Origin of the sequence: Catenulispora sp. GP43 (assembly GCF_041260665.1) — a bacterium.
Classification (GTDB): domain Bacteria; phylum Actinomycetota; class Actinomycetes; order Streptomycetales; family Catenulisporaceae; genus Catenulispora.
This window is the reverse complement of record NZ_JBGCCT010000030.1, coordinates 123,349-149,235: the sequence shown is the minus strand read 5'-3', so window position 1 is coordinate 149,235 and position 25,887 is coordinate 123,349. Positions and strand designations below refer to the sequence as shown.

22 protein-coding genes, 2 tRNA genes and 1 riboswitch are annotated in these 25,887 nt (G+C 68.3%); of the genes, 12 read left to right on the top strand and 12 right to left on the bottom strand.

All coding sequences use genetic code 11. The annotated features are described in order from the left end of the window. The coding region (locus ABH926_RS41950; RefSeq protein WP_370371998.1) for a WXG100 family type VII secretion target at positions 1–350 on the bottom strand (350 nt) is incomplete at its 3' end. Positions 351–1,344: 994 nt separating this feature from the next. On the opposite strand from ABH926_RS41950, the gene ABH926_RS41945 reads away from it, so the two are divergent. Together ABH926_RS41945 and ABH926_RS41940 are read left to right on the top strand one after the other, a co-directional pair. Next, positions 1,345–5,883, top strand: a complete 4,539-nt coding sequence (locus tag ABH926_RS41945; RefSeq protein WP_370371997.1) for a DUF6531 domain-containing protein — start codon at positions 1,345–1,347, stop codon at positions 5,881–5,883. Next, positions 5,874–6,656: a hypothetical protein gene (locus ABH926_RS41940; RefSeq protein ID WP_370371996.1), complete on the top strand. Its 783-nt coding sequence runs from the start codon at positions 5,874–5,876 to the stop codon at positions 6,654–6,656. Before ABH926_RS41945 ends, ABH926_RS41940 begins: the two co-directional genes overlap by 10 nt. Positions 6,657–6,902: 246 nt before the next feature. Here the strand turns inward: ABH926_RS41940 and ABH926_RS41935 are convergent. The 3 genes from ABH926_RS41935 to ABH926_RS41925 all read right to left on the bottom strand — a co-directional run bounded on the left by ABH926_RS41935 (position 6,903) and on the right by ABH926_RS41925 (position 7,933). Then, positions 6,903–6,987 (bottom strand) — tRNA-Ser (locus tag ABH926_RS41935). Between the two features lie 36 nt (positions 6,988–7,023). Beyond that, complete coding sequence (locus ABH926_RS41930; RefSeq protein WP_370371994.1) at positions 7,024–7,566, bottom strand: nucleoside deaminase; 543 nt, start codon at positions 7,564–7,566, stop codon at positions 7,024–7,026. 181 nt (positions 7,567–7,747) lie between these two features. Beyond that, positions 7,748–7,933, bottom strand: coding sequence for a hypothetical protein (locus tag ABH926_RS41925; protein WP_370371993.1), 186 nt, complete (start codon positions 7,931–7,933; stop codon positions 7,748–7,750). Positions 7,934–8,085: 152 nt separating this feature from the next. On the opposite strand from ABH926_RS41925, the gene upp reads away from it, so the two are divergent. Next, complete coding sequence (upp, locus tag ABH926_RS41920) at positions 8,086–8,730, top strand: uracil phosphoribosyltransferase (protein ID WP_370372005.1); 645 nt, start codon at positions 8,086–8,088, stop codon at positions 8,728–8,730. Between the two features lie 115 nt (positions 8,731–8,845). Here the strand turns inward: upp and ABH926_RS41915 are convergent, their stop codons facing one another. The 3 genes from ABH926_RS41915 to ABH926_RS41905 are packed head-to-tail and all read right to left on the bottom strand — an operon-like array spanning position 8,846 to position 11,720. Further along, positions 8,846–10,234: an NAD(P)(+) transhydrogenase (Re/Si-specific) subunit beta gene (locus tag ABH926_RS41915; protein WP_370371992.1), complete on the bottom strand. Its 1,389-nt coding sequence runs from the start codon at positions 10,232–10,234 to the stop codon at positions 8,846–8,848. Then, the gene (locus ABH926_RS41910) at positions 10,231–10,605 is read right to left on the bottom strand and encodes an NAD(P) transhydrogenase subunit alpha (protein WP_370371991.1); all 375 of its coding nucleotides are present in this window, start codon (positions 10,603–10,605) and stop codon (positions 10,231–10,233) included. The genes ABH926_RS41915 and ABH926_RS41910 overlap by 4 nt, the downstream gene beginning before the upstream one ends. Then, a complete protein-coding gene (locus ABH926_RS41905; RefSeq protein WP_370371990.1) occupies positions 10,602–11,720 on the bottom strand; it encodes an NAD(P) transhydrogenase subunit alpha in 1,119 nt (372 codons plus the stop codon). Before ABH926_RS41905 ends, ABH926_RS41910 begins: the two co-directional genes overlap by 4 nt. A gap of 225 nt (positions 11,721–11,945) precedes the next feature. Here ABH926_RS41905 and ABH926_RS41900 point away from each other — a divergent pair, with 225 nt between their 5' ends. From ABH926_RS41900 to ABH926_RS41880, 5 genes are all read left to right on the top strand, one after another. Beyond that, positions 11,946–12,110 (top strand): hypothetical protein, encoded by a 165-nt coding sequence (locus tag ABH926_RS41900; RefSeq protein WP_015797108.1) that lies wholly within the window; start codon positions 11,946–11,948, stop codon positions 12,108–12,110. Positions 12,111–12,131: 21 nt separating this feature from the next. After that, positions 12,132–12,923 carry a PH domain-containing protein gene (locus tag ABH926_RS41895; RefSeq protein ID WP_370371988.1) on the top strand — a complete coding sequence of 264 codons (792 nt, stop codon included), beginning with the start codon at positions 12,132–12,134 and terminating at the stop codon, positions 12,921–12,923. A gap of 213 nt (positions 12,924–13,136) precedes the next feature. Then, positions 13,137–13,336: riboswitch (cyclic di-AMP (ydaO/yuaA leader) on the top strand. A gap of 17 nt (positions 13,337–13,353) precedes the next feature. Further along, a complete protein-coding gene (locus ABH926_RS41890; protein ID WP_370371986.1) occupies positions 13,354–14,463 on the top strand; it encodes an NlpC/P60 family protein in 1,110 nt (369 codons plus the stop codon). A gap of 370 nt (positions 14,464–14,833) precedes the next feature. After that, positions 14,834–14,959 (top strand): DLW-39 family protein, encoded by a 126-nt coding sequence (locus ABH926_RS41885; RefSeq protein WP_212016801.1) that lies wholly within the window; start codon positions 14,834–14,836, stop codon positions 14,957–14,959. Between the two features lie 80 nt (positions 14,960–15,039). Then, positions 15,040–15,112: transfer RNA gene (locus tag ABH926_RS41880), tRNA-Ala, on the top strand. A 155-nt stretch (positions 15,113–15,267) separates the two neighbouring features. Here the strand turns inward: ABH926_RS41880 and ABH926_RS41875 are convergent. Further along, positions 15,268–16,704: an SDR family NAD(P)-dependent oxidoreductase gene (locus ABH926_RS41875; RefSeq protein ID WP_370371984.1), complete on the bottom strand. Its 1,437-nt coding sequence runs from the start codon at positions 16,702–16,704 to the stop codon at positions 15,268–15,270. Between the two features lie 241 nt (positions 16,705–16,945). Between ABH926_RS41875 and ABH926_RS41870 the strand changes: the two genes are divergently transcribed. Beyond that, entirely contained in the window at positions 16,946–18,415 is a 1,470-nt protein-coding gene (locus ABH926_RS41870; protein WP_370371982.1) for a hypothetical protein, read from the top strand. A gap of 13 nt (positions 18,416–18,428) precedes the next feature. Here ABH926_RS41870 and ABH926_RS41865 read toward each other — a convergent pair whose 3' ends face one another. The 4 genes from ABH926_RS41865 to ABH926_RS41850 form a co-directional block, all read right to left on the bottom strand. After that, a complete protein-coding gene (locus tag ABH926_RS41865; RefSeq protein WP_370371980.1) occupies positions 18,429–19,577 on the bottom strand; it encodes an FAD-dependent monooxygenase in 1,149 nt (382 codons plus the stop codon). Between the two features lie 171 nt (positions 19,578–19,748). Further along, the gene (locus tag ABH926_RS41860) at positions 19,749–20,132 is read right to left on the bottom strand and encodes a TetR/AcrR family transcriptional regulator C-terminal ligand-binding domain-containing protein (RefSeq protein WP_370372003.1); all 384 of its coding nucleotides are present in this window, start codon (positions 20,130–20,132) and stop codon (positions 19,749–19,751) included. A 208-nt stretch (positions 20,133–20,340) separates the two neighbouring features. Continuing rightward, a complete protein-coding gene (locus ABH926_RS41855; RefSeq protein WP_370371978.1) occupies positions 20,341–21,642 on the bottom strand; it encodes a hypothetical protein in 1,302 nt (433 codons plus the stop codon). Between the two features lie 216 nt (positions 21,643–21,858). Then, complete coding sequence (locus ABH926_RS41850) at positions 21,859–23,073, bottom strand: glycosyltransferase (protein WP_370371977.1); 1,215 nt, start codon at positions 23,071–23,073, stop codon at positions 21,859–21,861. Positions 23,074–23,213: 140 nt separating this feature from the next. Here ABH926_RS41850 and ABH926_RS41845 point away from each other — a divergent pair, with 140 nt between their 5' ends. From ABH926_RS41845 to ABH926_RS41835, 3 genes are all read left to right on the top strand, one after another. Beyond that, positions 23,214–24,110, top strand: coding sequence for an NAD-dependent protein deacetylase (locus ABH926_RS41845; RefSeq protein ID WP_370371975.1), 897 nt, complete (start codon positions 23,214–23,216; stop codon positions 24,108–24,110). Positions 24,111–24,204: 94 nt separating this feature from the next. Beyond that, positions 24,205–25,413, top strand: a complete 1,209-nt coding sequence (locus ABH926_RS41840; RefSeq protein ID WP_370371973.1) for an FG-GAP repeat domain-containing protein — start codon at positions 24,205–24,207, stop codon at positions 25,411–25,413. Between the two features lie 46 nt (positions 25,414–25,459). Further along, positions 25,460–25,849: a hypothetical protein gene (locus ABH926_RS41835; protein ID WP_370371971.1), complete on the top strand. Its 390-nt coding sequence runs from the start codon at positions 25,460–25,462 to the stop codon at positions 25,847–25,849. Positions 25,850–25,887 lie beyond the last annotated feature (38 nt).

Below are 25,887 nucleotides of genomic sequence, written 5' to 3'. Positions count from 1 at the left end.
TCGGCGTGCGCGTCTTGGGCTTGGCGCAGTGCCGTGTCCGCTTTGGTCTGTGCCGCCTGCAGCGCCGGCCAGTATGCCGACAAGGCATCAGAGGCTTCGCTATAGGACGTGTACAGCTTCTGCAACCGACCCGGCAACGGGCCGTACTGGTTCTTGAAAGCATCAGCGGTCTGGCCGATCCACTGCATCGCGGCAGTGTCAGACCCGAACGAGTTCAGGGACCGATATGCCGCCTCCACATCATGGGCGAAGTCACCGAACTGCTTCGCCAGCGCCTGAACCGACTCCACCACACCCGGAGTCGGATCGCCATCCAGGCCCAGGATGTCCCAACCAGTTGGACGTGCCATTGCTGAAGCCCTCCCCGTATCCGCCACGTGGCTAGATCGCGCGAGGCAGTGGGGCTGAACGCGGACAACGTGAGCACATTGATGACGAGACTCGTCATCTTCCCCCGTATCCCCCCGCTTGCGTCGCACAACAGCTAACGAGTCTACAAAGCAGGTCGTGGCCTCGGTAACTCTTTGGCGCGAAGCGAGTGCCCGCCGTCCTGCGGCTGACGTATCTGCCACCTGTCACTACGCAAGGCATAGAAGGACGCTGCGGCGTCTGTCGTCTCCACCGTCGGTGGACGAGTGGTCTGATTCGGTGCCCACCAGCGGCCCGCTCTGAAGCTGAAGGTGCCGAGCCGGGCCGAGCATGGCGACGTCCAGAGCCTTGCGAGACTCACACGCTTGGCGGTGGTGTGAATGGATGAACGTACGTGCAGGCCAGTGCTGGTGTTCGGGAGATCCGCTTGCAATCCGACCGAAGCCCAGTTGCATTCCGATCGCGTGAGACGTGAGACAAACGCCCTCAACAGAACAGCCCCCGAGGTGCGTTCCCACAGCTCAGGGGCTGTATCAAAAGCGGTGGCGGTGGGATTTGAACCCACGGAGGCTTGCACCTCACACGCTTTCGAGGTTCGAGAGGGCGTGCCGCATGCTTCGCATACCTGCGCTGACCTGCTGCGGGGTGAAACCCTGCAAATACTGTTCGCTCCTGCGAAGCAGCCGTGAACGGCGGAATGCAACCCGGAATGCAACCCATCGAGTCATAAGTCACCTCCGTGGAACGCGCCCACTCTGCAAGTACGGCCTCCTGGGCTGCCGTTTGCCCGAGGGTCACTGGACGGTGGCGCCCAATGCGCTGACGAGGGGTTGCGACTGTCCGTAATCGTTGTATGTGTGGCGGTTACCGGGCGACATAGCGGGTGGGTAGACTCCAGCGCGGGTCGATCCCCGATTTGGCAGCGCTCTGTCATAGCTGTGTGCTTGGGCCGTGGGACACGGGGAGGAGCTACTGATGGCACGTCCGTCTGGCTGGGACATTCTGGGTCTGGATGGGGATCCGACTCCAGGCGTGGTGGAGTCGGTGCAGGCGCTGGCGAAGCAGTTCGGGGACTTCGCGCATGATGTGGAGGCTGCGTACCGCAGCCTGAATTCGTTTGGTTCCGACACGGCTGCGATGCAGTGGGTCGGTCAGACGGCTGATGCGTTCAAGAATCAGTACGGCCCGCTGCCGGGGCGTCTGCAGAAGCTGTACACGTCCTACAGCGAAGCCTCTGATGCGCTGTCGGCATACTGGCCGGCGCTGCAGGCGGCACAGACCAAAGCAGACGCGGCATTGCGTCAGGCTCAGGACGCCCACGCCGATCTACAGCGCGCCACCACCAACGCCAACACCGCCGCGACCGATCTGAAGACGGCACAGCAGAACCACGCCGCCAACCCCAACCCGCAAGCAGTCACCGATGCGCAGACCGCCCACGACACCGCGCAGACCAATCTGGACAACGCCAAAGCCCGCATGGCCGATCTGACCAAGCAGGCCAACGACGCCGACAACGACCGCATCACCGCCGCCAAAACCTGCGCCAGCGCCCTCCACAAAGCCCAAGGCGACGGCATCCACAACAAGTCCTGGTGGGACCACGTCGCCGAGGACCTCTCCGAGTGGGGCGGCAAGATCGCCGAGATCGCCAACGACCTCGCCCCCTTCCTGGACGTCCTGGCCCTGGCGACCTCCTGGATCCCCGGCGTCGACGTGGTCACCGCCGCCCTGGCCGAGGCCGACAACATCATCGCGATGGTCGGCACCGGCATTGAAGTCCTCGGCGACGCCATGCAGGGCCACTGGGGCGACGCCCTCATGGGCGCCGGCATGCTCGGCCTCACCCTCCTCGGCGGCAAGGCCATCGAGAAGTTCGGCGGTAAGGCACTCGAATCCTTGTCCTCAAAGTTCGGCAAGGAAGCCGAAGCCGAGGTAGAGGGCTCCGTCGGTGCCGAAGCCCGTGCCGCTGACGGCAACAAGCTCGCGAACGAGGCCGGCGACCCGGTCGATATCGTTTCAGGCCAGATGATCACGACGGCCCTGGATATATCCCTGCCCGGGATCCTGCCGGTGGTACTGCGCCGTTCTTATGCGTCCGGATATGCGAACGGCCGTTTGTTCGGGCCCGGCTGGTCCTCAACACTGGACCAGCGGCTGTCGATCAATCAGGCGGGGATTCACTTCGTCGGTGACGATGCCCAGACGCTTCACTACCCCATCCCCACCGGAAATGAGGCTGTGCTGCCCGAGCGTGGGGCCCGCTGGCCGTTGGTCTGGGATCGCGAGAGCGACGAGATCCGCATCACTGATCCGATCAGCACTCAGAGCCTTCACTTTGACGTCGATCACTATCACGGCGAGATCGGCTCGATTCGCGACTTGACCGCGATATCCGACCGCAACGGCAACCGCATCCACGTCGAGCGGGATGTGCATGGTACGCCGCGTGTCGTCGCGCATCCCGCGTACCGGCTCGCGATCGACACAGTTGTGACAGATGCAGGCCCGCGTGTGACCGGGGTACGCCTGCTCGATGGCACCGAATCCGGGGTGCCTGTGAGCGAATATCGCTACGACGGGCGCGGGTGTCTGGCGGGAGTCGTGGACTCCTCCGGGGTCCCGTATCGATATGAGTATGACTACGCTGGCCGCATCACCGCTTGGGTTGACCGCCTTGGCTACCGCTATACCTACGAATACGACTCGCGGGGCCGAGTAACCCGCGGGGTCGGTGCCGATGGGCGCCTGGACACCAAGTTCGGCTACCGCGAAGAGGATCTGGTCACCGTCGTCACCGATTCGCTGGGGCAGGCAACCAGCTACCGGTACGACGAAAACGGCCACCTGGTGGCCGTCGTCGACGCGGCCGGCGGTGTCGCGACCGCCCAGCATGACTTGTACGGCTCAGTACTGGCCAGCTCCGACCCGATCGGCCGGACCACGCGCTTTGATCTCGACGCACGGGGCCTGCCGAGTCGGATCGTCCTGCCGGGCGACGGACTTGTCGAGTTCGAGCGTGACGAGTTGGGTCGCAGTACTGTCGTCGCGGGGCCCGATGGTGCCGTTTGGCAATACCAGTACGACGATCATGGCAATCTGGTGAAGTTGGTCGACCCTGAAGGCGCCGAGACCGTGTACCACTACAACGGATTCGGTGGGCTTGAGGCCGTCATCGACGCCGTCGGCCAGACAACCCGACTGACTGTCGATGCTGCGGGACTGGCGACGACCATCACGGATCCCACGGGAGCCACCACTTCGGTCGTCCGAGATCCGTTCGGTCGCGTGATCCGCATCGACGGCCCCCTCGGCGAACGCACAGAGCTGTGGTGGACGACCGAGGGGCGCGAGCTGGCCCGGGTCTTGCCTGGCGGCGCCCGCGAGGAGTGGGAGTATGACGCCGGGGGCCACCTTGTCAGCCGTCGCGGTCCTGCTGGGGCAACGGAGCGTTTCGAGTACGGTCCGTTCGATCTCATGACCGCCCAGATTCTGGCTGACGGCAGCCGTCTGGAGTATGCCCACGACACCGAGTTGCGTTTGGTCGAAGTCACCAACAGCGCCGGCGATACGTGGACCTATGAATACGATGCCGTCAACAATCTGCGGCGGGAGTGCGACTTCAACGGCCGTGACGTGGTCTATACGTACGATGCGGCGGGGCAAATGCTGACCAGGCGAGTAGCCGGCGGACCATTGCTCAGCTTTGACCGCGACGTCTTCGGTAACGTGATCCGCCGCTCCTGCGGCGTGGAGGAGTCCAGGTTCTCCTACGATCGGGTCGGGAACTTGATGCGAGCCGTCAGCCCCACCGCGACGCTCGAATACACCAGGGACCGTGTGGGGCGTTTGTTGACCGAGACTGTCGATGGCCGGACGGTACGCAACACTTATGACGCGGGCGGCCGCCGTACGCGACGGGAAAGCCCGACCGGCGTGGTTTCGCAGTGGCAGCACGACGCGGCCGGTCGACCCTCTGTTATGTCCGGGACGGTTGCGGCACTGTCGTTCGCCTACGACGAGGCTGGCCGCGAGGTTGAAAGACAGCTCTCGTCTGCCGCTGTTCTCCGACAGGCTTACGATGCGAGCGGGCGCCTGAGTTCGCAGCGCATCCAATTGACGCTGGATCCCGATGCAGCGCCACAGCTGGTCCAAGACCGTGAATACCGGTACCTCGTGGACGGCGCTGTGAGTTCCATCCACGATCGGCTGCGCGGGGACCGCTCCTACGCCCTTGACCTGCAACGCCGGGTGACCACGGTGCAGGCGGCCCAATGGCAGGAGACATACGCCTATGACGCCTCGGGCAACTTGGCGTTCTCCGACGGTCCTGCGGCGGCGCCGGAGGCACGCGGAGAGCGCGAAACAAATGGAACGCTTGTCCGGCGTGCGGGACGCACCACCTACGATTATGACGATCAGCGACGGCTGATCCGGACCGTCCGCAGGACGTTGTCCGGGCAGCGCAGGCAGTGGCACTACGAGTGGGATGCCGAGAACCGACTCAAAGCCGTTACTGAGCCTGACGGCACAACGTGGCGTTACGAGTATGACCCGCTGGGCCGCCGCATTGCCAAGCATCAAATGGCTGCTGACGGAACGTCTTCTCGCACCATCACGTTCTCTTGGGACGGCTCGCACCTCGCCGAACAGGCCGAGACAGACTCCGCTGGCCGCACAGAGGTACTTACGTGGGACTACGAACCTGATTCGTTTCGCGTCGCGGCACAAACTCGACGGACATGGTCTGGCCTGGCCGATATTGCGGAAGCCGTCGTCGACGCCGAATTCCATGCGATCGTGACCGATCTCGTCGGCACACCCATGGAATTGGTCGCCTCAGACGGCGGGCTGGCGTGGCGATGGAATGCCGGCCTATGGGGCCAAGGCCAGCATTCGTCCGGAGAAGGGGCCGACTGCCCGCTCCGTTTTCCGGGCCAGTATCACGACCCTGAGACCGGGTGGAACTATAATCTGTTCCGGTACTACGACTCCGAGAACGCCCGTTACGTGACGCCGGACCCCATGGGCCTGGCGCCGGCTCCGAACCAGTACGCATATGTCGACAACCCACTGGGGTGGACCGACCCGCTGGGGCTGATCACCTACGATCAAGCGAAGAAAGTCGCGCAGAAAGTTCAACAGCGAGCGCAGGACGGCACGACCAGGCGGGCGCCCAACTGGCACGGCCATATAGACCCGCAAATCGAAGAGGAAATCCTCAAGAACCCCGATGCCGTCTACTACTCTACCGGGACTGGCGAACGACTGACCTTCCGCAAGGGCGACGATATAGTCATCTTGGATGGCAGGGGCGCGACGAAAGGGCATATTGTGACGAGTTATGGCCCATCCGGCGTCCTAGGGGATTCGGGCGTCAAGGCCTATCCCAATCTGGGCCTCAAGGCCACCGACCCGGGCATGCCAGTCACTCATTCAATGGTTGTCAATGGGCAGATTCCCAACGGCAAAGGTGGCTTCATTGCGCCGGCCAAGCAGATCGGATGGCCGTGACCAGTCAGCACATCAGACTGACGTCGGGTGTCGATGCCCTGGTTCTCCCGGGATCTCCCGCAGCGGCGCGTCCGCGGCTGAGGCTCGACAGCCCGACGGTGGTTGTGGAGTCGCCGTCTGCGGGAACCGGCTCCGTCGACGCACGTTCTGTCGGCAGCTTCGACTGGTTGATGGAGGACGATGAGTACTGGGCGTTCGACACGGCCGACGGCATGCTGCTCTCGCTGAGGTTGACTGTGCCGGAGGTGAACCGCGAGTCCGAACCCGATCGGTCTGTTTGGGATGCAGCCGAAGCCGCGACTGGGACGTTGCGCCTGTCGGTTCTGAAGAACTTCGGCCGCGCACCAGCTGTGGAACGGTGGTGCGATCCTACGGGCTCGGAGCTCTTCGGTTTCTACACCGCCGAGGCCGACGGATTCGTCGGAGGCGCCTCCCGTAGCCGCCTTGTTGTCGCTGAGGGAACGTATCTGTTGGCGGCAGACTCGATTCTTACGGGCTGGTCGATTGAGGATCCAGCCCGCTTCATCTGTGGTGATGCTGTACCAGCTAGCGTGTACGGCACCAAGCCGGACATCCGGCTACCCGCCCTGCTTGTGGAATTCTTCCGGCTGGTCACGGTGGAAAATGTGGATCGACTAGAGGACGGGGACCAGGACCTGAAGCGCGGATTGGAAGAGCTTGCCGACCGCCTTCAGGCCGTCGGCGACGGAGGTGAATCGCGTGCTCTCGAGATCCTCAATAAGGTGCGACAGGTGCTCGAGGACTTCGCCTGAGCTAACTTATGAGCGACGGCTCGACTGGGACTGACCTGTGGCATGGGCTGGCGCTCCCCACCGGGCCACTCACGTTCAAAAGCGTGTGTGGCTGTGAGCGAGCCACAGGTCAGCCGGACAGCAGGCTCGCGTAGACGGAACTGGTTGCGTTCCGGGTTGCATTCCGACGAAGCGCCCACCCTGGAGACGGATTGAACGAAAAAGCCCCCGCTCTGCGTTTCCGCAGCTCAGGGGCTGTTTTCAAAGCGGTGACGGTGGGATTTGAACCCACGGAGGCTTGCACCTCACACGCTTTCGAGGCGTGCTCCTTAGGCCGCTCGGACACGTCACCGTGGAATACCTTACCGGATCAGCGGCGGTGCTTCGCTCAGTTTCGGCGGTGCTGTTCGAAGAAGCGGTCGAGGGCGGTGCGGCACTCGGGTTCCAGGACGCCGGCGACGACTTCGGGGTTGTGGTTGAGGCGGGGGTCTCGGAGGACGTCGTACAACGAGCCCGCCGCGCCCGCCTTGGGGTCCCAGGCGCCGAAGACGACGCGGGCCAGGCGGGACAGGACGATCGCGCCGGCGCACATGGTGCAGGGTTCGAGGGTGACGACGAGGGTGCAGTCGGTGAGGCGCCAGGTGGTGGGGACTGTGGGGTCTGTGGGGTCTGCCTGGGCCGCTCGGTCGTGCAGGGTTCGGGCTGCTGCTCGGATGGCGACCATCTCGGCGTGGCCGGTGGGGTCGCCTTCGGCTTCGCGGGTGTTGCGGCCGTGGGCGAGCACCTTGCCGGTCGGGTCGAGGATGACGGCTCCGATGGGGACGTCGCCGGTGGCTCGGGCCGCCTCGGCTTCGGCCAGGGCCAGGCGCATCCAGGGTTCGTAGCGGCGCTGGGTGGGCGTCGTCTGGGGCGGCGTCGGGGGTTCCGTCATGGGTCCAGTCTCGTTGCTCGCGTGCTCGGAGGTCGTCGGACCGCCCTGTGTGATCCATGCCATACGCGATTAACCTCACAAAAAGGCGCCGCCGTCCCGTTTCCGGGACCGGCGGCGCTCGAAGCTCGGGGAAAGATCGAAGCTCCGGGGAAGCCCGAAGCTCGGGGGAGAGATCGAAGCTCTAGTAGAAGAACGTCCTCAGCATCTGCTGCTGTCTCAGCCGCGCCATCCGCGCCCGGCGTGGGGCGACGCGCTCGCGCAGGCGCTGGGCTTCGGCCAGGTCGGCGAGGAAGTCCTCGCGACGCCGTTTGCGGTCTCGAGCCTCCCGCGCCGGTGCTGGTTGCGGTTGCGGCTGGTCTGCGGGCATTTGCTGGTCACCGCCTTCCCATTGCGCCGGTCCCTGGTCCGGAAGCCGGCGGTTTGACCTTTTTGAGAGGTTACCTTGTCACCGTATGTGCTTGTCCAGTACTTACTGGTGCAGCGTTACGGCTCGTCGGATACCGTTTGCCCATGCCCACCGTGTCCATTCATGTCGTCGACCACCCGCTTGTCGCTCACAAGCTGACTCTGCTGCGGGACGCGCGTACGCGAACCCCCACTTTCCGCGCGCTGGCCGACGAGCTCGTGACCCTCCTGGCCTACGAGGCCACCCGCAACGCGCAGGTGGAGCCGAGCACGGTGCTCACGCCGGTCGCCGAGGCGCACGGCGTCACCTTCAGCGGTCCGCGCCACCTGGTGGTGCCGGTGCTGCGGGCGGGGCTGGGCATGCTCGACGGCATGGTCCGCCTGCTCCCGACCGCCGAGGTCGGCTTCCTGGGCATGGTCCGCAACGAGGACACGCTGCAGGCCTCCACCTACGCCACCCGCCTGCCGGAGGAGCTCGCCGGCCGCCAGTGCTACCTGCTGGACCCGATGCTGGCCACCGGCGGCACGCTCATCGCCGCGATCCGCCTGCTCGCCGAGCGCGGCGCGGCCTCGGTGACCGCTGTCTGCCTGCTCGCCGCGCCCGAGGGCGTCGCCGCCGTGCAGGAGGCGCTGGCCGACCTCGACATCCCCGTGGCGATCGTCACAGCGGCCATCGACGAGCGGCTCAACGAGAACGGCTACATCGTCCCGGGCCTCGGCGACGCCGGAGACCGTCTCTACGGGACCGTCTCGGCCTAGGAAGTCAGGAAGGCGAAGACGCCTGTAGGAAGGCGAATACGAAAGCCAAAACGCCTGTGGGGCCGGTTCTCCGGCCCCACAGGCGTTTCCGAAACCCGCGAAACTCGCGAAAGCCTCACTGCGCCTTCAGCGCCGCCAGCACCTTCGCCATGCTCTCCTTCGCGTCCCCGAACAACAGGGACGTGTTCTGCGCGTACAGCAACTCGTTCTCGACCCCGGCGAACCCCGGGCGCATCGAGCGCTTGCAGAACACCACCTGCTGCGCCTGGTCCACGTTCAGGATCGGCATCCCCGAGATCGGGGAGCCGGTCGGCTGCCGCGCCGCCGGGTTCACCACGTCGTTGGCGCCGATCACCACCGCCACGTCCGCCGAGGCCAGTTCCGAGTTCGCCGCCTCCAGCTCCAGCAGCGACTCGTAGGGCACGTTCGCCTCGGCCAGCAACACGTTCATATGCCCCGGCATCCGGCCGGCGACCGGGTGGATGCCGTACGACACCTGCACCCCGCGCGTCGTCAGCAGGTCCGCCACCTCCCGCACGGTGTGCTGGGCCTGCGCCACCGCGAGTCCGTAGCCCGGGACGATGACCACCTTGCGCGCGTACCCGAGCAGGATGGCCACGTCCTCCGGCGAGGACGTCCGGACCGGCCGGGCCGCCCCGTCGCCGCCGGCCGCCGCGGCGCCGGCCGTGGCCGTGAACGCCCCGAACAGCGTCCCGGTCAGCGGACGCCCCATGGCCGCGGCCATCATCCGCGTCAGCAGCGTTCCGGAGGCGCCGACCAGCGTGCCCGCGATCACCAGCAGGGTGTTGCTGAGCACGTAGCCGCTCGCCGCGACCGACAGACCGGTGAAGGCGTTCAGCAGCGAGATGACGATCGGCACGTCCGCGCCGCCCACCGGCAGTACGAACAGCACGCCGAAGACCAGCGCCACCAGCGCCAGCAGCACCATCAGCGCCGTGCTCGGCCACGGCACGAGCAGCACCGCGAACAGCGCCGAGGCCGTCGCGATCCCGATGGTCACCCAGCGCCCGGCCGGCAGCACCACCGGGCGGGTCGTCATCAGCTCCTGCAGCTTGGCGAACGTGATCATCGATCCGGAGAACGAGACCGCGCCGACCAGGATGGTGAACGCGGTCGCCGCCAGGTCCGCGGTGGCCGCGTGCTCGATCCCCTTGCCGGGCCGCAGGAACTCCACGGCGGCCACCAGCGCCGCCGCTCCGCCGCCGACGCCGTTGAACAGCGCGACCAGCTGCGGCATCGCGGTCATCCGCACCTGCCGGGCGGTCGGCAGGCCGATCGCGGCGCCGACCACGATCGCGCCGATGATCAGCCCCAGGTGCTTCAGGTGCGGCGTGGTCAGGGCGACGATCACCGCCAGCGCGGCGCCGCAGGACCCGATGAGGGTCCCCATGCGCGCGGTGCGCGGCGCCGACAGGCCCTTGAGGGTGAGGATGAAGCAGATCCCCGCGATGAGGTACGCGGTGTCCCTCCAGGCGCTGCTCACTTGCCGGCCTCCCCGGAAGAAGAGGAAGAAGTGGAAGCAGAGGGGCCAGCCGCGCTACCGGAAGTACCGGACGCTCCCGGATCACCCGGCGCCCGCTTGGGTTTCGCGAACATCCCCAGCATCCGGTCGGTGACGGTGAACCCGCCCACCATGTTGACCGTGGCCATCACGATCGCCAGCAGCCCGAGCGCCAGCTGCACGTTGTCGGTCGTGGACCCGGTGGCGATGATCGCGCCGACCAGGATCACGCCGTGCACCGCGTTGGCGCCGGACATCAGCGGGGTGTGCAGGATCGAGGAGACCTTCGAGATGACCTCGAAGCCGAGGAAGACGGCCAGCACGAAGACCGTCAACCACGCTGTGGAACTCATCTGAACTCACCCTTCAGCAGCACGCAGCAGGCGGCGGCGATCTCGTCGCCGGCGATGTCCTCGGGAGTTGATAAAAGCACTCCGTCCTGGCACATGGCCAGGATGAACGCCGCCATGTTCGCGCCGTACAGCCGGGAGGCGTGCGCGGCCAGCTGGCTGGGGACGTTGCGGCCGCCGTGGACCAGCACGCCGTGGTGCCGGACGTCCTCGCCGGGGCGCGACACCTCGCAGTTGCCGCCGTTCGGGTTGTCCGCGGCCAGGTCGACGATTACCGAGCCGGGGCGCATCGTCTCCACCATCGCCGCGGTGACCAGCAGCGGCGCCGGCCGTCCCGGGACCGCCGCGGTGGTGATCACCACGTCGGCGGCGGCCACGTAGGGAGTCAGGGCTTTACGTTGCCGGTCGGCCGCGTCGGCGGCCTGCTCGCTGGCGTAGCCGCCGCTGGCAGCGGTCTGACTTTCCACGTCCAACGTGATCGACTTGGCGCCCAGCGAGCGGATCTCCTCGGCCGCCGCGGCGCGCACGTCGTAGGCCTCCACGACCGCGCCGAGCCGCTTGGCCGTGGCGATCGCCTGCAGCCCGGCCACGCCGGCGCCCAGGACCACGACCCTGGCCGGCGGAACGGTTCCGGCCGCGGTCATCAAGAGCGGGAAGAAGCGCGGCAGCCGCTCGGCGGCGATCAGCCCCGCGCGGTAGCCGGCCACCATCGCCTGGGAGGACAAGGCGTCCATCGACTGCGCGCGGGTGATGCGGGGGAGCAGTTCCAGGGCGAAGAAGCTGGCGTGCCGGCCGACCAGGACGCCGGCCGGGCCGCGGCCGTCCTTGGGGGAGGACAGTCCGATCACCGCGGTGCCCGGCTTGAGCTTCGCCGCGGTCTGCTGGTCCAGCTGTCCGACAGCGGTTAAGAGATCGATGTTCCCCAAGATTTCTTCCGGACTCCCGGCGATCATGGCGCCCGCGGCGCGGTAGGCGTCGTCGTCCTCGGCGGCCCCCTGGCCCGCGCCGGACTGGACGTACACGCTGTGACCTGCCGTGATCAGGCGTCCCGCGGAGTCGGGGGTGAGCGCCACCCGGCGCTCAAATGGGGCGGTTTCGGTCAAGACACCGATCTGCATGCGATCAACCTAGCCGGGGAATGCTTGCTTTGTGTGCCTCCTGACGCAGAAGTCCACTGAGTCGTTATCGCCAGCCTTGGCGCTGGACCACATCAAAACCCGTTGCCCCGGCTAGGCTTTGACACAGTGGGGAAGCTGTTAGGTAGGAGTGAACCGGGAACGCTTCGCATGATGCTGACTTCCGGTCGCGCGGCACCTCGACCGTCCAGATGAAGGGGATCTGACGTGAAACTCAAGCCGGCCGTGCAGTGGGGCATCGTGCTCTTCTTGATCTACTTCGTGGTCCAGAACCCGTCAGGCGCGGGCAACCTGGTCCAAGGGGCCTTGAACTGGGTGGCCAGCGTCGGCAAGACGCTCGGCGACACGTTCCACAACCTCGTCGCAAGCTGATCGGGCAGACGGTATCCCGACGTGTCCGACTCATCACCACCGCTGTACGGCCGGATGTTGCTCCGGCCCGAGCTCGAGGACCGTGCCAAGCGGTACCTCGTGCCGGGCGAGCGACTGGTCATAGCGGTACGACATCACCTGGCCGCGATCATCATCCCGGTGCTGATCGCGGTCGCCGCGGCGGTCGCCGCGATGGGCATCGACATCTTCTCCGTGCCGGACGCCGGCAAGCTGCGGCTCGGAGCCTGGGCGGTAGCCGGTATCGCCTTCCTCTATATGTTCTGGAACCTCGCGGTGTGGAACCAGGACCTGCTGATAGTGACCAACAAGCGGATCCTGCACACCCACGGGGTGATCACCCGGTCCTTCGACGCGCTGCCGTTGGGCAAGGTGAACGACATGCGCGTGGAGCGGGACCTGCTCGGCCGGATCCTGGGCTACGGGCGGTTCAACGCCAAGGCCGTGGGCGACGCGCCGCTGGGCAAGCGCGGCCTGGACTACATCTCGCACGTGGAGCAGACCTGGCTGGAGATCAGCAACCTGTTGTACGGCCCGGGCGCCAAGTCCGGTCCGAAGGATCCGCAGGAGGTGCGCATCGTCGGCGCGGTCCTGCCGGACATGAACGGCGAACCGGTCGAGATCGTCATGCCTCCGGTATCCGTGAAGAGTCCGGCAGATGACGACAAGGCACACCCTGTGAACGCGGCCATGCTCAACGTGCGGTCTTTCCGTGATGCCAAGGGCGAGCGGGCGTTTGAGACCGACGTCACAACGGCGGGCAACAAACGTCGCAGGATTCGCTTTTTCCACTAACCGGACATCCGTGTCCGAGGCCCAGGTCGCCCCCGAAACGGGAGCGTCTGGGCCTTCTTCTTCGTATACAGCCGGTTTCCGACCCTGCCCGAAGGGTGGCCGGTATCTAAGCGTTCGCTGAACGAATCATGGACTTGTCGCTTGTTAGGCAGGCCGCCGGTGACTAACGTCCACAGGGCTTCGCCGCTCCCAACGGGCCAGCAGGTACCGGGCGTCGAGGCACCGCCGAGTCCGCGCCCGTCGCGGAGCCGGGGAACCAGGTTCGTCGGCGCGGCCCGAGCGGTAAGCGAGGGTGGCGCCAGTGGGGTGAATCGGTCGGCGTGCACTCGCCGTCGTGTGTGCGCGTGCGACCGTAGGGCTACTTCTTCAGTCCGAATCCGTCAGCTAACCCGGTAGGCGGACAAGGAGGAGATGGAGCCCAGAAGCTCGCATGACTGTCACCGCCCGACATCGTCGTCCGCGTGCCCCGAAGTACACCAAGCTGGCCCTCGGCGCGGCCGCGGCCGGGACCATGGTCCTGGTGCCCAGCGTCGCCAACGCCGACCCGCAGCCCACCATCGCGCAGGTCAACGACCAGCTCAACAAGCTCTACCAGCAGGAAGCCTCCGCCGACGAGGCCTACAACGCCGCCCAGGACGCCCAGGCGAAGCTGCAGCAGCAGGTCGACGGCATCAACCGGCAGATCACCGCCGAGCAGGCGACCATGGACCAGACCCGCACCCGCCTCGGCGGACTGGCCGCTGAGCAGTACCGCAGCGGCGGCATGGACCCCACCCTGCAGGTGATGATGCAGGCCGACCCCTCCACCATGATGGAGATGTCGGCCACCGTCGGCCGCGTCCAGGCCAACAACGCCGACACGCTGACCCTGCTGGCACAGCAGAAGGCGGACCTGGCGGCCAAGGCCAGGCAGGCCGCGGCCAAGATGGCGCTGCTGGACCAGCAGACCAAGGCCGCCGAGGCGACCAAGAAGCAGTACGACGGCGACGTGGCCAAGGCCCAGGCGCTGCTGAACTCGCTGCAGGCGCAGCAGCGGGCCGCGCTGGAGGCCGAGCAGGCCAGGCAGCGCGCCGCGGCCGTGGCGGCCGCCCAGGCGGCTTCGCAGAGCTCGACGTCGTCCTCCGGCTCGTCCTCGTCCGGCTCCTCCTCCAGCGGCTCGACCAAGGTGACGATCCCGTCGGTGTCCGGCCGCGCCGCCGCGGCGGTGGCCTTCGCCCAGTCGCAGATCGGCAAGCCGTACATCTTCGGCGCGACCGGCCCGGGCGGCTACGACTGCTCGGGGCTGACCCAGGCGGCCTGGAAGGCGGCCGGCGTATCGATCCCGCGCACCGCCACGGCGCAGATGCAGGGGCTGCCGGCCGTCCCGGCGTCCTCGGCCCAGCCGGGCGACCTGGTGTTCTTCTACGGGAACAGCAGCTACGTGGACCACGTCGGCCTGTACATAGGCAACGGCCTGGTCATCCACGCGCCGCACCCGGGCACGAACGTCGAGATCGCCGCGGTCAGCACCATGCCGCTGGTGTCCTACGCCCGCCCCTGAGGCACCGCTAACCCGTCCGTGCGCGGCGTGCGCCAGTTCGTCCCGGTCTGTGTGGGTCCGGGACGAACCGCTGCGCGCCGCGCGCGGGCACGGGGTCTGGCCTGGTCTTTCTCCCCGAAACCGGGCCGGACGCCACCGGCGAGGTGCGGGGTCCGCGGCGGCGCGCTGCCGGAGCCGTCCAGGCTCGGTCAAGGGCGACCAGGGGCCTGGACAGGGCTCTGGACAGGCTCTGGACAGTGCGCGTAGACAGCCGTACCCGGGACGAGTGGAACGGCTCCGCATTTTTGCGTAGTACTGCTCACAGCTCCTAATAGGCCCCGCTGCTGTTAAGCTCGGGGGCACAGACGTCTACCAGAAGGGAGGTGGCCACGTGAAGAAACTGCTTCTGCTCGCTGTGGCTGCCATCGGCGGTCTGCTGGTCTACCGGCAGGTCCAGTCCGACAAGTCGGAGCAGGACCTCTGGACCGAGGCGACCGACCCGGTTCCCTCGGCCTGAGAACCGCTCATCCGGCTTCCTCGGCAGCTAGAGCCGGGGCACGGTCCGTCTTCCGGGTTCGGGAGGCGGACCGCTCTAACGGGGCCATGGCGCAATTGGTAGCGCACCTGCTTTGCAAGCAGGGGGTTAGGGGTTCGAGTCCCCTTGGCTCCACTGAAGGTATGAATAGTTAGAACCCTGGTCGGGAGGTTTTTCCCGGACCAGGGTTCTTTGCGTTACGGGGCCGTTCGGGGCCGCGTGCCCGTCACGTGCCTGATATCAGGTAGCTTCGCGCACCTGAGGTCCAGAACCGTGCGATGGTTCCGGCCTCACCACGGATGCGGCCGGTAATCCTTGAGGAAGACGCCGAACAGATCCTCCCCCGCCTCCCCGCGGACCACCGGGTCGTAGACGCGTGCGGCGCCGTCGACCAGGTCGAGGGGGGCGTGGAAGCCGGCGTCGTGGAGGCGGGTCTTTTCGGGGTGGGGGCGTTCGTCGGTGATCCAGCCGGTGTCCACTGCCGTCATCAGGATGCCGTCCTGGTCCAGCATTTCGCGGGCGCTGGTGCGGGTCAGCATGTTGAGGGCGGCTTTGGCCATGTTGGTGTGGGGGTGGCCGGGGCCTTTGTAGCCGCGGGCGAATTGGCCTTCCATCGCGGAGACGTTGACCACGTACTTGCGGCGGGCGGGGGAGGCGGCCATGGCTGCGCGGAGGCGGCTGACCAGGATGAAGGGGGCCGTCACGTTGCAGAGTTGGACCTCCAGGAGTTCGATCGGGTCCACCTCCTGGATCTTGTGGCTCCAGCTGTTGGCTTCGTCCAGGTCCGGGACCAGGCCGCCGGCGTCGATCGCGGTGCCCGCTTCGATGAGGGCGGCGGTGGCGGAGCCTGAGGTCAGGGCGAGGGCGGTCAGGGCTTGGGCGCTGAGCTTCGCGCGGTGCGGGGTGCCCTGGGCGGGCAGCATCGGTTGGCGGCTCAGGTCGAAGCGTCCGAGGGTGGTCACGCCGGGGAGTTCGCCGGGGGGCGGTGGTGCGTCCTCGGCGTCGATCAGCTCCTTGTAGGCGTGGGGGGAGCGGCGGACCGTCTGCGCGGCGTTGTTGATCAGGATGTCCAGCGGTCCGGCCGCGCTCGTCTCCTCGGCCAGGGCGATGACCTGGGACGGGTCGCGCAGGTCGAGGCCGACGATGTGCAGTCGGTGCAGCCACTCGTGGCTGTCCGGCATCGCGGTGAAGCGGCGGATCGCGTCGTTGGGGAAGCGGGTGGTGATCGTGGTGTGCGCGCCGTCGCGCAGCAGGCGCAGGGCGATGTACATCCCGATCTTCGCGCGGCCGCCGGTCAGCAGCGCGCGGCGGCCGGTCAGGTCGGTGCGGGCGTCGCGGCGGGAGCGGTTCTCGGCCGCGCAGCTCTGGCACAGCTGGTGGTAGAACGCGTCGACCTCGACGTAGCGGGTCTTGCAGATGTAGCAGGAGCGCGGGCGCTCGAGGATCCCGGCGATGGCGCCGGTGGTTCCGCTGGCGAGCTGCAGGCCCTGGGTCTCGTCGTCGATCCGGCTCGCGGCGCCCGTCGCGGTGCGCTCCGTGACGGCGCGGTCGTTGGTGGTCTTCGCCGTCCGGCTCTCCTGACGGCGGCGGCGCTTGACCTCCCGGTAGACGTCGGAGGTCGCCCTGCGCAGCTCGACGGCCTGCGGGTGGTCCAGCGGAAGGTCGCTGAGCTCGGCCAGCGTCGCCAGGACCAGGCGCATGCGTTCGGGGTCTATACCTGCGGTCATCGCCTTCCGGCTCTCTTCGGGGATCGGGCCTGGAAGCCGGTGGGGCGGACGGCCGGGGCTGCTGGAGCGCAACCCGAGCAACTGTACCGGCCCCGATCTCCGCCTGGCCCGGGCGTCGGTGCGGCAGTCACGATTCGGTCACGGGTGGGAACGCCGCTCTGTGTCGGACGTCATAGCGGTGGGGGCTGGGGCTGTCGAGTGATGGGCCGAGGGATGGGTCGAGTGATCGGGAGGGTCGGGAGTGCGGGAACGCGGTGAGCTCGGTGAGCGGCGCGATTCGTATGACGAGTATGGCGGGCGCGATGAATATGACGGCGGGCACGAGTACCGCGGTCGGGCGCCGTACGAGGGCCAGGGCCGGGGCCAGGACCGGGGCCAGAACCGGGACGAGTGGCGAGGTGAGGCGCGAGTCGGCAGGCGCCGGTCGCGGGTCCCGCTCGTCGTCGCCACCGTCGTCGTGGTGCTCGCCGGCGGGGGCTTCGGCGTCGTCGAGTCAGGCGTGCTGAGCAAGAAGTCTGCGACGCCGGCCGCCGGCGGCCAGAGCTCGGAAGCGCCCGCGGCCGCCGCGACGACTCCCAGCACGCAGCCCTCCGCACCCCCGACTGCCCCGCAGATCCTTGCGGGCCAGGCGGGCCTGGCGGCGCCGATCGCCGGCGCGGGAGTCGGGACGTTCTACGGCATCGTTCAGCACGCGCTCGATCCCAACGGCCATATGGCCAGTGACGCGGCTGCGACGCCGACACTCTTCGCCAGCGCCTCGCAGTTCCACACCTATTGGAGTTCCGCGGGCAAACCGACGGCCGGCGCCACCTGTGGCGCGAAGGCGTCCACGCTCGCCGTGGTCGAGACGCCTGTCGCTGCGGAATCGGGGTCCGGGGCGACGGTGCGGGTGGACCTCTTCGACAAGGGCAAGCTCGCGCCCAAGGCGGCCTCGGTCGACGTGGATGCGAGCGGCAAGATCGAGTCGATCAAGTGCGTGGCGTCGGCGATGCCCGGCTATGCGGGCCTGTCGTTCATCGTGAGCACCTATGGCATGGACCAGATACCGAGCAAGGAGATCAGGTCCAGCCACGCCTACGCGCCCACCTCTCAAGATGCAGCCGCGCCTGAATTTGATGGCGAATGGAATGTCTGCGCGCAGTACCTGCCGGGCAGTTGGGTCTTCTACGCTCCGGTGACCACGTCCGCCGGTGCCGCCTGGCGCTACTCCTACGATCAGGTCACGTATTCGAACCCTGCGGACCTCTTCGTGGATCCCTCCACCGGAGACGTTCAGCGCGTCATCTGCGAGGGGCTGCCATCGATCCCGGCCTCGGACATCGCTGCCGCCGGCAAGGATTCGCACACCTATGGCGGCGACCCCGCCGACGCCCTGGTGATGTATGCGCTTCAGGCCTATGCCCGGGAACGTTCGCTCGTCAGCTCCGGTGCGAAGCCCACGTCGGAGGTGGCGCCGTACTTCGCGTCGGCCGATGCGTTCCAGACTGACCTGACCACGACGGGGAAGGTCCCGCTGCTCTGCGCCGACAAGGATCCGTTCGGTGTGTCGGCGAAGGGCATCGGCACTGTGAACGGGAACAACGAGTCGGTCGAAATCAGCGTCCTGGGTGCTCCGACTGACGGGAATCGGTCGGACGCTCCTACGATCGGTACGGCGACCTATACCGTCGACCTCACCACGATGAAGATCACCGGGGTCGCGTGTCACTGATCAGGGTTGCGTGTCACTGATCAGGCCGAGACCCGGGTAGCGGAGTCGTCCAGGACAACTGCCGCATCAGCTCTTCGTCGGTGAGCGGCGGCGTCTTCGGCGTCGCCGGCGGGCGTCCGGCGCTCAGGGCGGCGCTGGACGCGATGTTGTTCTCGACACGGGGGCGGCGGAGCCGGTCGTAGTCGGCGAGTGCTTCGGCCGTGGTCGGGGCGTCGCGCAGAGCCTTGGCCAGGATCACCGCGTCCTCCAGCGCCATGGAGGCGCCCTGGCCGGTGGCCGGCGAGGCGGCGTGGGCGGCGTCGCCGATGAGCACCGCGCGGGGCGTGTGCCAGCGCAGGCCCAGGGGCAGGTCGACGGCGTTGGTCACCATGAGCTGGTCGCCGGTGGCGGCGACGATGTCCGCGGCGGGTGTGGTGTCGGGGCGGAGCAGGGGGACGAGGTGGTCGCGCCATGCGGCCGGTGTCGTGGTCGCGATCTCGCCGGGCGTGGCGCGGGGGCTGGTGACGCGTGCGAACCAGAAGGTCTCGTCAGTAGGGGAGCACGTGTAGCCGAAAGCCGTTGCGCTGCCTCGGATCATGGTGATGGTGGCGCGGTGGTCGGGCGGTGCGGCCTCGGTCGTGTAGCCGTAGAAGACTTTCTGGCCCGCGTAGCGCGGTTCGGCCGGGCTGATCAGGGCCCGTACTCGTGAGTTCAGGCCGTCGGCGCCGATGAGGAGGTCGGCGGTCGCGGTCCGGCCGTCGGTGAAGCTCGCGGTGATACCGGCGGATTCTTCAGTCAGGGAACTGAGTCGGGAGCCGTGGGTGAGCGGGATGCCGCGGCGCCGAACTTCCTGCTGGACGGCTGCGGCGAGGTCTGCGCGGCGCAGGCACTGGTAGCGGGTCAGCGGGTCTTCGACGTCGCCGAGGGGAGAGGCGGCGAGTTCGGCGCCGGCGGCGTCGATCAGGCGCAGCGCGGTCAGCGGGAAGCCGCGTGCGGCGACCAGTTCGGCGGCGCCGAGTTGGCCCAACGCGCGCATTCCGTTGCCGGCCAACGTGAGGAAGGCGCCGAGGTCCTCGCCGGAGTCGGGGTGCGCTTCGTGGACGGCGGGTTCGAATCCCGCCTGGTGCAGGGCCAGCGCGGCGGCCGATCCGGCGATGCCGCCCCCGATGATCAGAATGCGCACTCGTTCGGCCCGCTTTCACCCGACTTGGTGTGTCGTACCGATCGTAGTCGTAGGAGCCTGAGTCGGGCGGTGGAGATTGATCAGCGGCATGAACAGGTCGTCCACGATCTCCAGGATGCGCTCTGGCGGGATCGGTTTGTGCGTCATCAGAATCTCGTGACGCATGGAGGTCTAAGGGCATCGCAGGACCGCCGTCGGAATCGCGGTCAGGTCGATCTCACCCCGGTCGTGGGCCCGGCCGTAGATCGTTCTGGACCAGCGCGAGCCGTCCGTCAGCACCTTCTCGCGCACCTCGGCGGGCGTCATGCCGGTGGTGTCCAGCAGGCCGGCGAACGTGGCGCTGACGATCGCGGTGAAGCCCACCCGGGCCACGCCGAAGCCGGTGAAGAAGGCGATCATGTCGCCGCGCAGGCTTCCGGTGTCGGGGGCCTCGACGGGATGCGTCGTGCCGTAGTGGCGGATGGCGGCCAGGACCATGTCGTCTTTGTTGGGCCAGCGGCGGTACAGGACCGCGACGCCGGTCTTGGCGCGGGCGGCGACCGACTCCATGGTCAGCTTCGCGAAGCCGGCCGGTCGGTGGGGTTCTCGGCGGTAGCAGCGGTTTTGTCGCTGACGCTGCCCGGTGTCCAGTAGGCGGTCGGGTCGGGAGCTGGGGACGGCTCTGATGCGATGGCCGGACAGCGCAGCGATCCTGTGGAGGCGTGAGGCGAGACGAAGAACGGCCCCGCCGCGGATGCGACGGGGCCGAGCGGGGTGAGGCGGTTTACGAGAACGGGATGGTGACCCAGTAGATCGGGGTTTCGACCGTGCCCGAGTTGCAGGCGACGGCTGGGGTGGCGCCCTCGTCGAGGCCGTTGGTTCCGGCGAGCATGCAGACGAGTTCGGCCGCGTTGCCGCCGGCGGTGACGACGTCGACGTAGAGGTGGTCGTTCCGGACGGCCGTTGAGGCGTCGACGACGTTGTCGATAGAGGTGCCCGGGTAGTTGGCGAGGGTGGACAAGGGCTGCGCCGCGCCGCGGGTGCCGTTGTCGACCAGGCGGTAGTTCAGGACGTTGTTGCTGAGGGTGGTCTGCTCGGCGAACTCGTCGCTCTGGAAGGCGAGGTCGATGTCCGGGCCGACGGGGCCGGTGGGTCCGGTGGCACCAGTCGCGCCGGTGGCGCCCGTGGCACCAGTCGCGCCCGTGGCTCCGGTCGCACCAGTGGCCCCGGTCGCGCCGGTCGCACCAGTGGCCCCGGTCGCCCCGGTCGCGCCGGTCGCGCCGGTGGCGCCGGTGGCCCCGGTCGCGCCGGTCGCGCCGGTGGCACCGGTCGCGCCAGTAGCGCCAGTCGCGCCCGTGGGGCCGGTCGGACCGCCGGCCGGACCGGCCGGACCGGCCGGACCGGTAGCGCCCGTCGGACCGGTAGCCCCCGTCGGACCGGTGGGCCCCACCGACCCCCAGTCGCCCTTCGGTCCCCGCTCGCCCTTCGGCCCCGGCTTCCCGACGCACTCGCACTTCTCGTGCGGTCTGTGGTGGCACGGCTTGTGCATCATGCCGTGGTGGAAGTGCTCCTCGCGGTCCCGCCACGGTACGAACTCGTGCGGCTGCGGCGGGGGCAGCGGCATCCCGTCGGCCGTCGGCGTGAACGCGTGGTGAACTGCGGCGTGGTGGATCGGGCTCTGGTGAACTGCGGCGTGGTGGATCGGGCTCTGGTGAACTGCGGCGTGGTGGATCGGGCTCTGGTGAACTGCGGCGTGGTGGATCGCGCTCTGGTGAACTGCGGCGTGGTGGATCGCGCTCTGGTGAACCGCGGCCTGGTGGATCGAGGTCTGGTGGATCGCGGCCTGGTGCAGCGGCGGGTGCACGGCGGCGCCGAGCGCCGTCCGCTCCGCCACGTGCGCCGCCGGCGGCGCCGAGAACGCGGCGACGCTGATCGGGGCGGCCTCGGTGCGGACCGTGTTGTTGTGCGCCGTGCCGTGCCGGACGCCGACGACGGTCAGTGTGGCGCCGGCGAGCACCGTCAGGCCGGTGGTGACCATGACGCATTTCTGGAGCGTCCCCACCGACCTCTGAGAGTCTTGCGACATGCTGGAGGAACCCTTTCGGAAGTGGAGCTGTGGGCACGTCCGGACCGGACGTGAGAATTGACGACTGTTCTCAGACGTCTCATTTCCCGATACCGGAATCGGTCGAAACGGCATCGCTGGTTTCTCACTCGCTCGGCCGATATGCCGAGGTCGGGCCACGCTCACGGGACGTAACAGAGAATTATCGGAACGCCACGCCCGCAGATCCGGGAATCCTCATTTCTCATATGAACGACGGGACTCGGCGAGCCGCTGCAAGGACAGTTCGCGATTGGAGGCGGTCTGCCGCCGATGCAGATCGGGCAGGTCTGGCATCGCGAGGAGCATGTCGCAGGCGCGCACCGAGGCGACGAAGTCGTCGACCCAGTACGCGCTGATGGAGAGCTCGAACAGCAAGCCCCACCGGTAGACCCACGGACGGACGAACAGGACGTCGTCCGGCTGCGGCTCGCCGACGCCGGCGTTGGCGAACGCGTAAGCCGCCTGATACTGCCCGCGCAGCCTGAGCCGCGAGGTGAGCTCGTACAGCGCCTCCAGCCGCTGTGGCCGGTACTCCCAGGCCTCGACCAGGGTGGTCATCGCCGTCGGCCAGTCGCCGGCCTCCGCGGCCAGCTCGCCGATCTGCAGCAGCGAGAAGTAGACCTCCTCGACCCAGCCGCCCATCCGCGCCCGCCGCCGGTACAAGGCGGCGGCCGCGTCGTGCTCGCCGAGATCGCGCCGTGTCTGGGCCAGGTAGAACACCGTGCGCGCGTTGTCCGGGTCCCGTTCCAGGTCCGCGGACAGCAGGCGCGCGTCGCGCTCGAACTTGTCGGCGCGCGAGCCGCGGTCCGCGAAGTGGTCGACCATCAGCTCGTCGAGGTGGAGCTGGCGGTCGGGGCCGTCGGTGGTGAGGTATTCGTGGGTGGAGCCGACGTAGCGCCACGGCAGGTCGGCGCGGATCAGCCGCTTGTTGCGGTACTCCACGTCGCCGCTGTGCCGGATCATGTACGAGTCCGCGGTCAGCGCCGGCAGGTCGCCGCTCTGGCGCAGGACCATGTCGGCGTCGATGAGAAGCAGATAATCGGACTTACCGCGGGCGTGCTCCAGGTTCAGCGAGCGGTTGTGGCCGAAGTTCTGCCACGGGTCCTCGTGCAGCTCCCCGGGGATGCCGGCCATCGCCGCGCGGATCAGGTCCTGGGTGCCGTCGGTCGAGCCGGTGTCGGAGACGACCCAGTAGTCCACCAGGCCGCGGACCGAGGCCAGGCAGCGCTCGATGACCGCCGACTCGTTCTTCACGATCATGCACAGGCAGATCCCGGCACGACGGGTGATCTTCAGTGCCGCTTCGTTGGCGGCGCGGTACCGCTGCTCCGGTGTCGCCGCCTCGTCCGCCCCGTCGGGCCGGGGCCCCGGCAGGATCGACGGCAGCTGCGCAGGCGAGGGCTGGCTCACGAGGACGTCCCTTCTGGCGGGCAATATGTCCGTTACGCGCACATACCGTAGTCCCGGGTCATCCACAGAATGGGCAGGTGGGCGGGTCCCCGCTCATCGCGGCGTGTCGCGCCGTCGGGGGCGGCGCTTACGCTGGTGGAGTGCGTACGCGACCGACGTTGACATGGGAGCCGACCGGCGAGCACTTTCCGCGCACGACGAGCCTGGACGCCATGGTGGACCTGGTGGCCGGACGCGGGGTGGTCGTGCTGAGCGGCGCGGGGCTGTCCACGGAGTCCGGGATCCCCGACTACCGCGGCAAATCCGGAGCGCTGCGCAAACACACGCCGATGACCTACGAAGACTTCGCGGGCAGCGCGCAGGCCCGCCAGCGGTACTGGGCGCGCAGCCACCTCGGCTGGCGGGCCATGGCCGGCGCGCAGCCGAACACCGGGCACCGGGCGGTCGCGGCGCTGCGGGCCTCCGGGCACGTGGCCGGGGTGATCACGCAGAACGTGGACGGGCTGCACCAGGCCGCCGGGACCCTGCCGGAGGTCGTCGACCTGCACGGGAGCCTGGACCGGGTGATCTGCCTGACCTGCGGGACGCTTAGCGGGCGGACGGAACTGGAGCGCCGGCTGAACGAGGCCAACCCGGTCTTCGACGGGGTCGCGGCGCGGATCAACCCCGACGGCGACGTGGACCTGGCCGAGGACGCGGTGCTGCGGTTCCGGCCGGTGGACTGCGAGTCCTGCGGCCAGGGGGTGCTGAAGCCGGATGTCGTGTTCTTCGGTGAGAACGTGCCCAAGACGCGCGTCGAGCGGTGCAACGAGTTGGTGGACCGGGCCGAGGCGCTGCTGGTGCTCGGCTCGTCGTTGACGGTGATGTCGGGGCTGCGCTTCGTGCGGCGGGCGGCCGAGGCGGGCAAGCCGGTCGTGATCGTCAACCAGGGCGTCACCCGCGGCGACCGGTACGCCTCGACGCGGATCGAGGCGCCGTTGGGAGCGGCGCTCATGGAAGTCGTGGGGCGCGTGGGGGCGGCGGGGCAGTTGAGGTAGCCCACCAGGTCAGCGCGACGTACCATGGCTGCGCTCCCCTGGTTCCGGGGAGTACGGGGTTTTGCTTCAGGGGGGTTCCATCATGGTCCAACCATTGACTCGTCGTGCCCTGATACTGCTCGCGGCCGGCGTCGCGGCCGCCGGAGCCGGGGTCTTCGCCTCGGGTCCGGCCACCGCCGGCACGGTCCCGCAGCCGACCGTCACCTCGGCGGTCTTTCCGCCGGTGGGGCAGCCGGGACCGGTGATCCGGACGCCGGGGACGTTCACCTTCTCGGTGCCGGCCGCCAGCGGCGTGGTCGAGTTCGACTACGTCCTCAACGGCACGCTGTCCACGCCGCCCGGCAGCAACGCGCACGTCGCGGCCGGCGCCGACGGGACCGCGACCACGCCGGCGCTGCGCTCGGCGCAGTTCGGCACCAACACGCTCACCGTCGAGGCCGTGGACGCCGCCGGAGACGTGTCGCAGCCGACGACCTATACCTTCTCGCTCACCGGCACCGCGCAGGTCGACGGCTACTCCGACTACGACGGCGACGGCCGCACCGACCTGCTGTCCATCGGCGCGGACGGCGGCCTGCGGTTCTCGGCCGGGACCGGCGACGGCTCGGTGGCGCCGGCGGTCGGCACGCTGCCGGGGACGAACCTCACCGGGGCGCTCATCGCCGGCGGCGGCGACGAGCGGCGCGGCCAGTTCCAGGACCTGTTCGTCTTCCAGAATGGCAACCTGTACAACGCGTTCGGCGACGGCCTCGGCGGGTTCTCGCCCTCGCAGGAGGTGCTGGTCCCGCCGCCGTCGGGGACGACGGCGTGGCCGGCGTTCACGCAACTGTTCTCGCCGGGCGACCTCACCGGGCACCGCCGGGCGGACCTGGTCGGCAAGGTCGGCGACCAGCTGTTCCTGTACTCGTCGGTGGTGATGGACCGCTACAACGCGCCGGTGGCCACGGCCGGGGCCGGCTGGAGCGGCCGGACCGTCATCGGCGTCGTGCCCGCCGCGAACGGGCTGCACGACCTGATCGCGCGGGACGATGCGACCGGCCAGGTCTGGCGCTACCCGGGGGCGGCCGACGGCACGTTCGGGGACGGGACGACGCGGGTGCTGATCGGCCACGGGCTGAGCGCCGCGCGGTATCCGCTGCTGATCACCAAGGGCGACGCCAACGGCGACGGGCTGCCGGACATCTGGGCCGTGAACAAGCACGGCAACCTGGTGCTGCTGCCGGGGGTCGCCGGCGGCGGGTTCGGCAAGCCGGAGGCGGTCGCGACGCACAAGGCGTGGGCCGGGGTGTCGGCGCTGGGGTGAGTCCGCGACGGGTGAAAGATAATCAGGCCCCCGGTACGGTGGCGCGATGACTGCGATGCTGCTGCCGCGGGAGAACGCGCGGTTCGTGCTGGGGCCGATGCCTTTGCTGGTGTTGGGGGAGGCGCCGATGCACGCTGAGTTCCCCGCGTTGGCGTCGCTGGAAGGGCTGCTGCCGACCTGCGACAGCTGGAAGCTCATGGCGGGGTACTCGGTGTGCGTGCTCGACGGGCCGGACGGCGGGTGCCTGATACCGACGCTGGGCGGCCCGGAAGGCGTGCAGGGCGTCCTCGCCTGGCGTGACGCCGTCGAGCAGAACGGCGGCGCGGTGGTGGTGTCGCTGCCCGAGATCCCGGACGAGTTCGACTGGGACGCGATCTTCGGCGGGGGACGGCGGGCCCGCGGCGGGTTCGTGCGGGGGATGGGATTGAACGAGTGAGGGCCCTGACGCTCGGATGAGGGCGTCAGGGTTGCTCG

What these genes read in the sequence shown, in the direction of transcription:
- ABH926_RS41875 (WP_370371984.1), bottom strand. Translation starts at nt 16,704, where the DNA reads ATGACCGCAGGTATAGACCCCGAACGCATGCGCCTGGTCCTGGCGACG.
- ABH926_RS41930 (WP_370371994.1), bottom strand. Translation starts at nt 7,566, where the DNA reads ATGACGGAACCCCCGACGCCGCCCCAGACGACGCCCACCCAGCGCCGC.
- ABH926_RS41835 (WP_370371971.1), top strand. Translation starts at nt 25,460, where the DNA reads ATGACTGCGATGCTGCTGCCGCGGGAGAACGCGCGGTTCGTGCTGGGG.
- ABH926_RS41855 (WP_370371978.1), bottom strand. Translation starts at nt 21,642, where the DNA reads ATGTCGCAAGACTCTCAGAGGTCGGTGGGGACGCTCCAGAAATGCGTC.
- ABH926_RS41890 (WP_370371986.1), top strand. Translation starts at nt 13,354, where the DNA reads ATGACTGTCACCGCCCGACATCGTCGTCCGCGTGCCCCGAAGTACACC.
- ABH926_RS41925 (WP_370371993.1), bottom strand. Translation starts at nt 7,933, where the DNA reads ATGCCCGCAGACCAGCCGCAACCGCAACCAGCACCGGCGCGGGAGGCT.
- ABH926_RS41910 (WP_370371991.1), bottom strand. Translation starts at nt 10,605, where the DNA reads ATGAGTTCCACAGCGTGGTTGACGGTCTTCGTGCTGGCCGTCTTCCTC.
- ABH926_RS41905 (WP_370371990.1), bottom strand. Translation starts at nt 11,720, where the DNA reads ATGCAGATCGGTGTCTTGACCGAAACCGCCCCATTTGAGCGCCGGGTG.
- ABH926_RS41940 (WP_370371996.1), top strand. Translation starts at nt 5,874, where the DNA reads ATGGCCGTGACCAGTCAGCACATCAGACTGACGTCGGGTGTCGATGCC.
- ABH926_RS41945 (WP_370371997.1), top strand. Translation starts at nt 1,345, where the DNA reads ATGGCACGTCCGTCTGGCTGGGACATTCTGGGTCTGGATGGGGATCCG.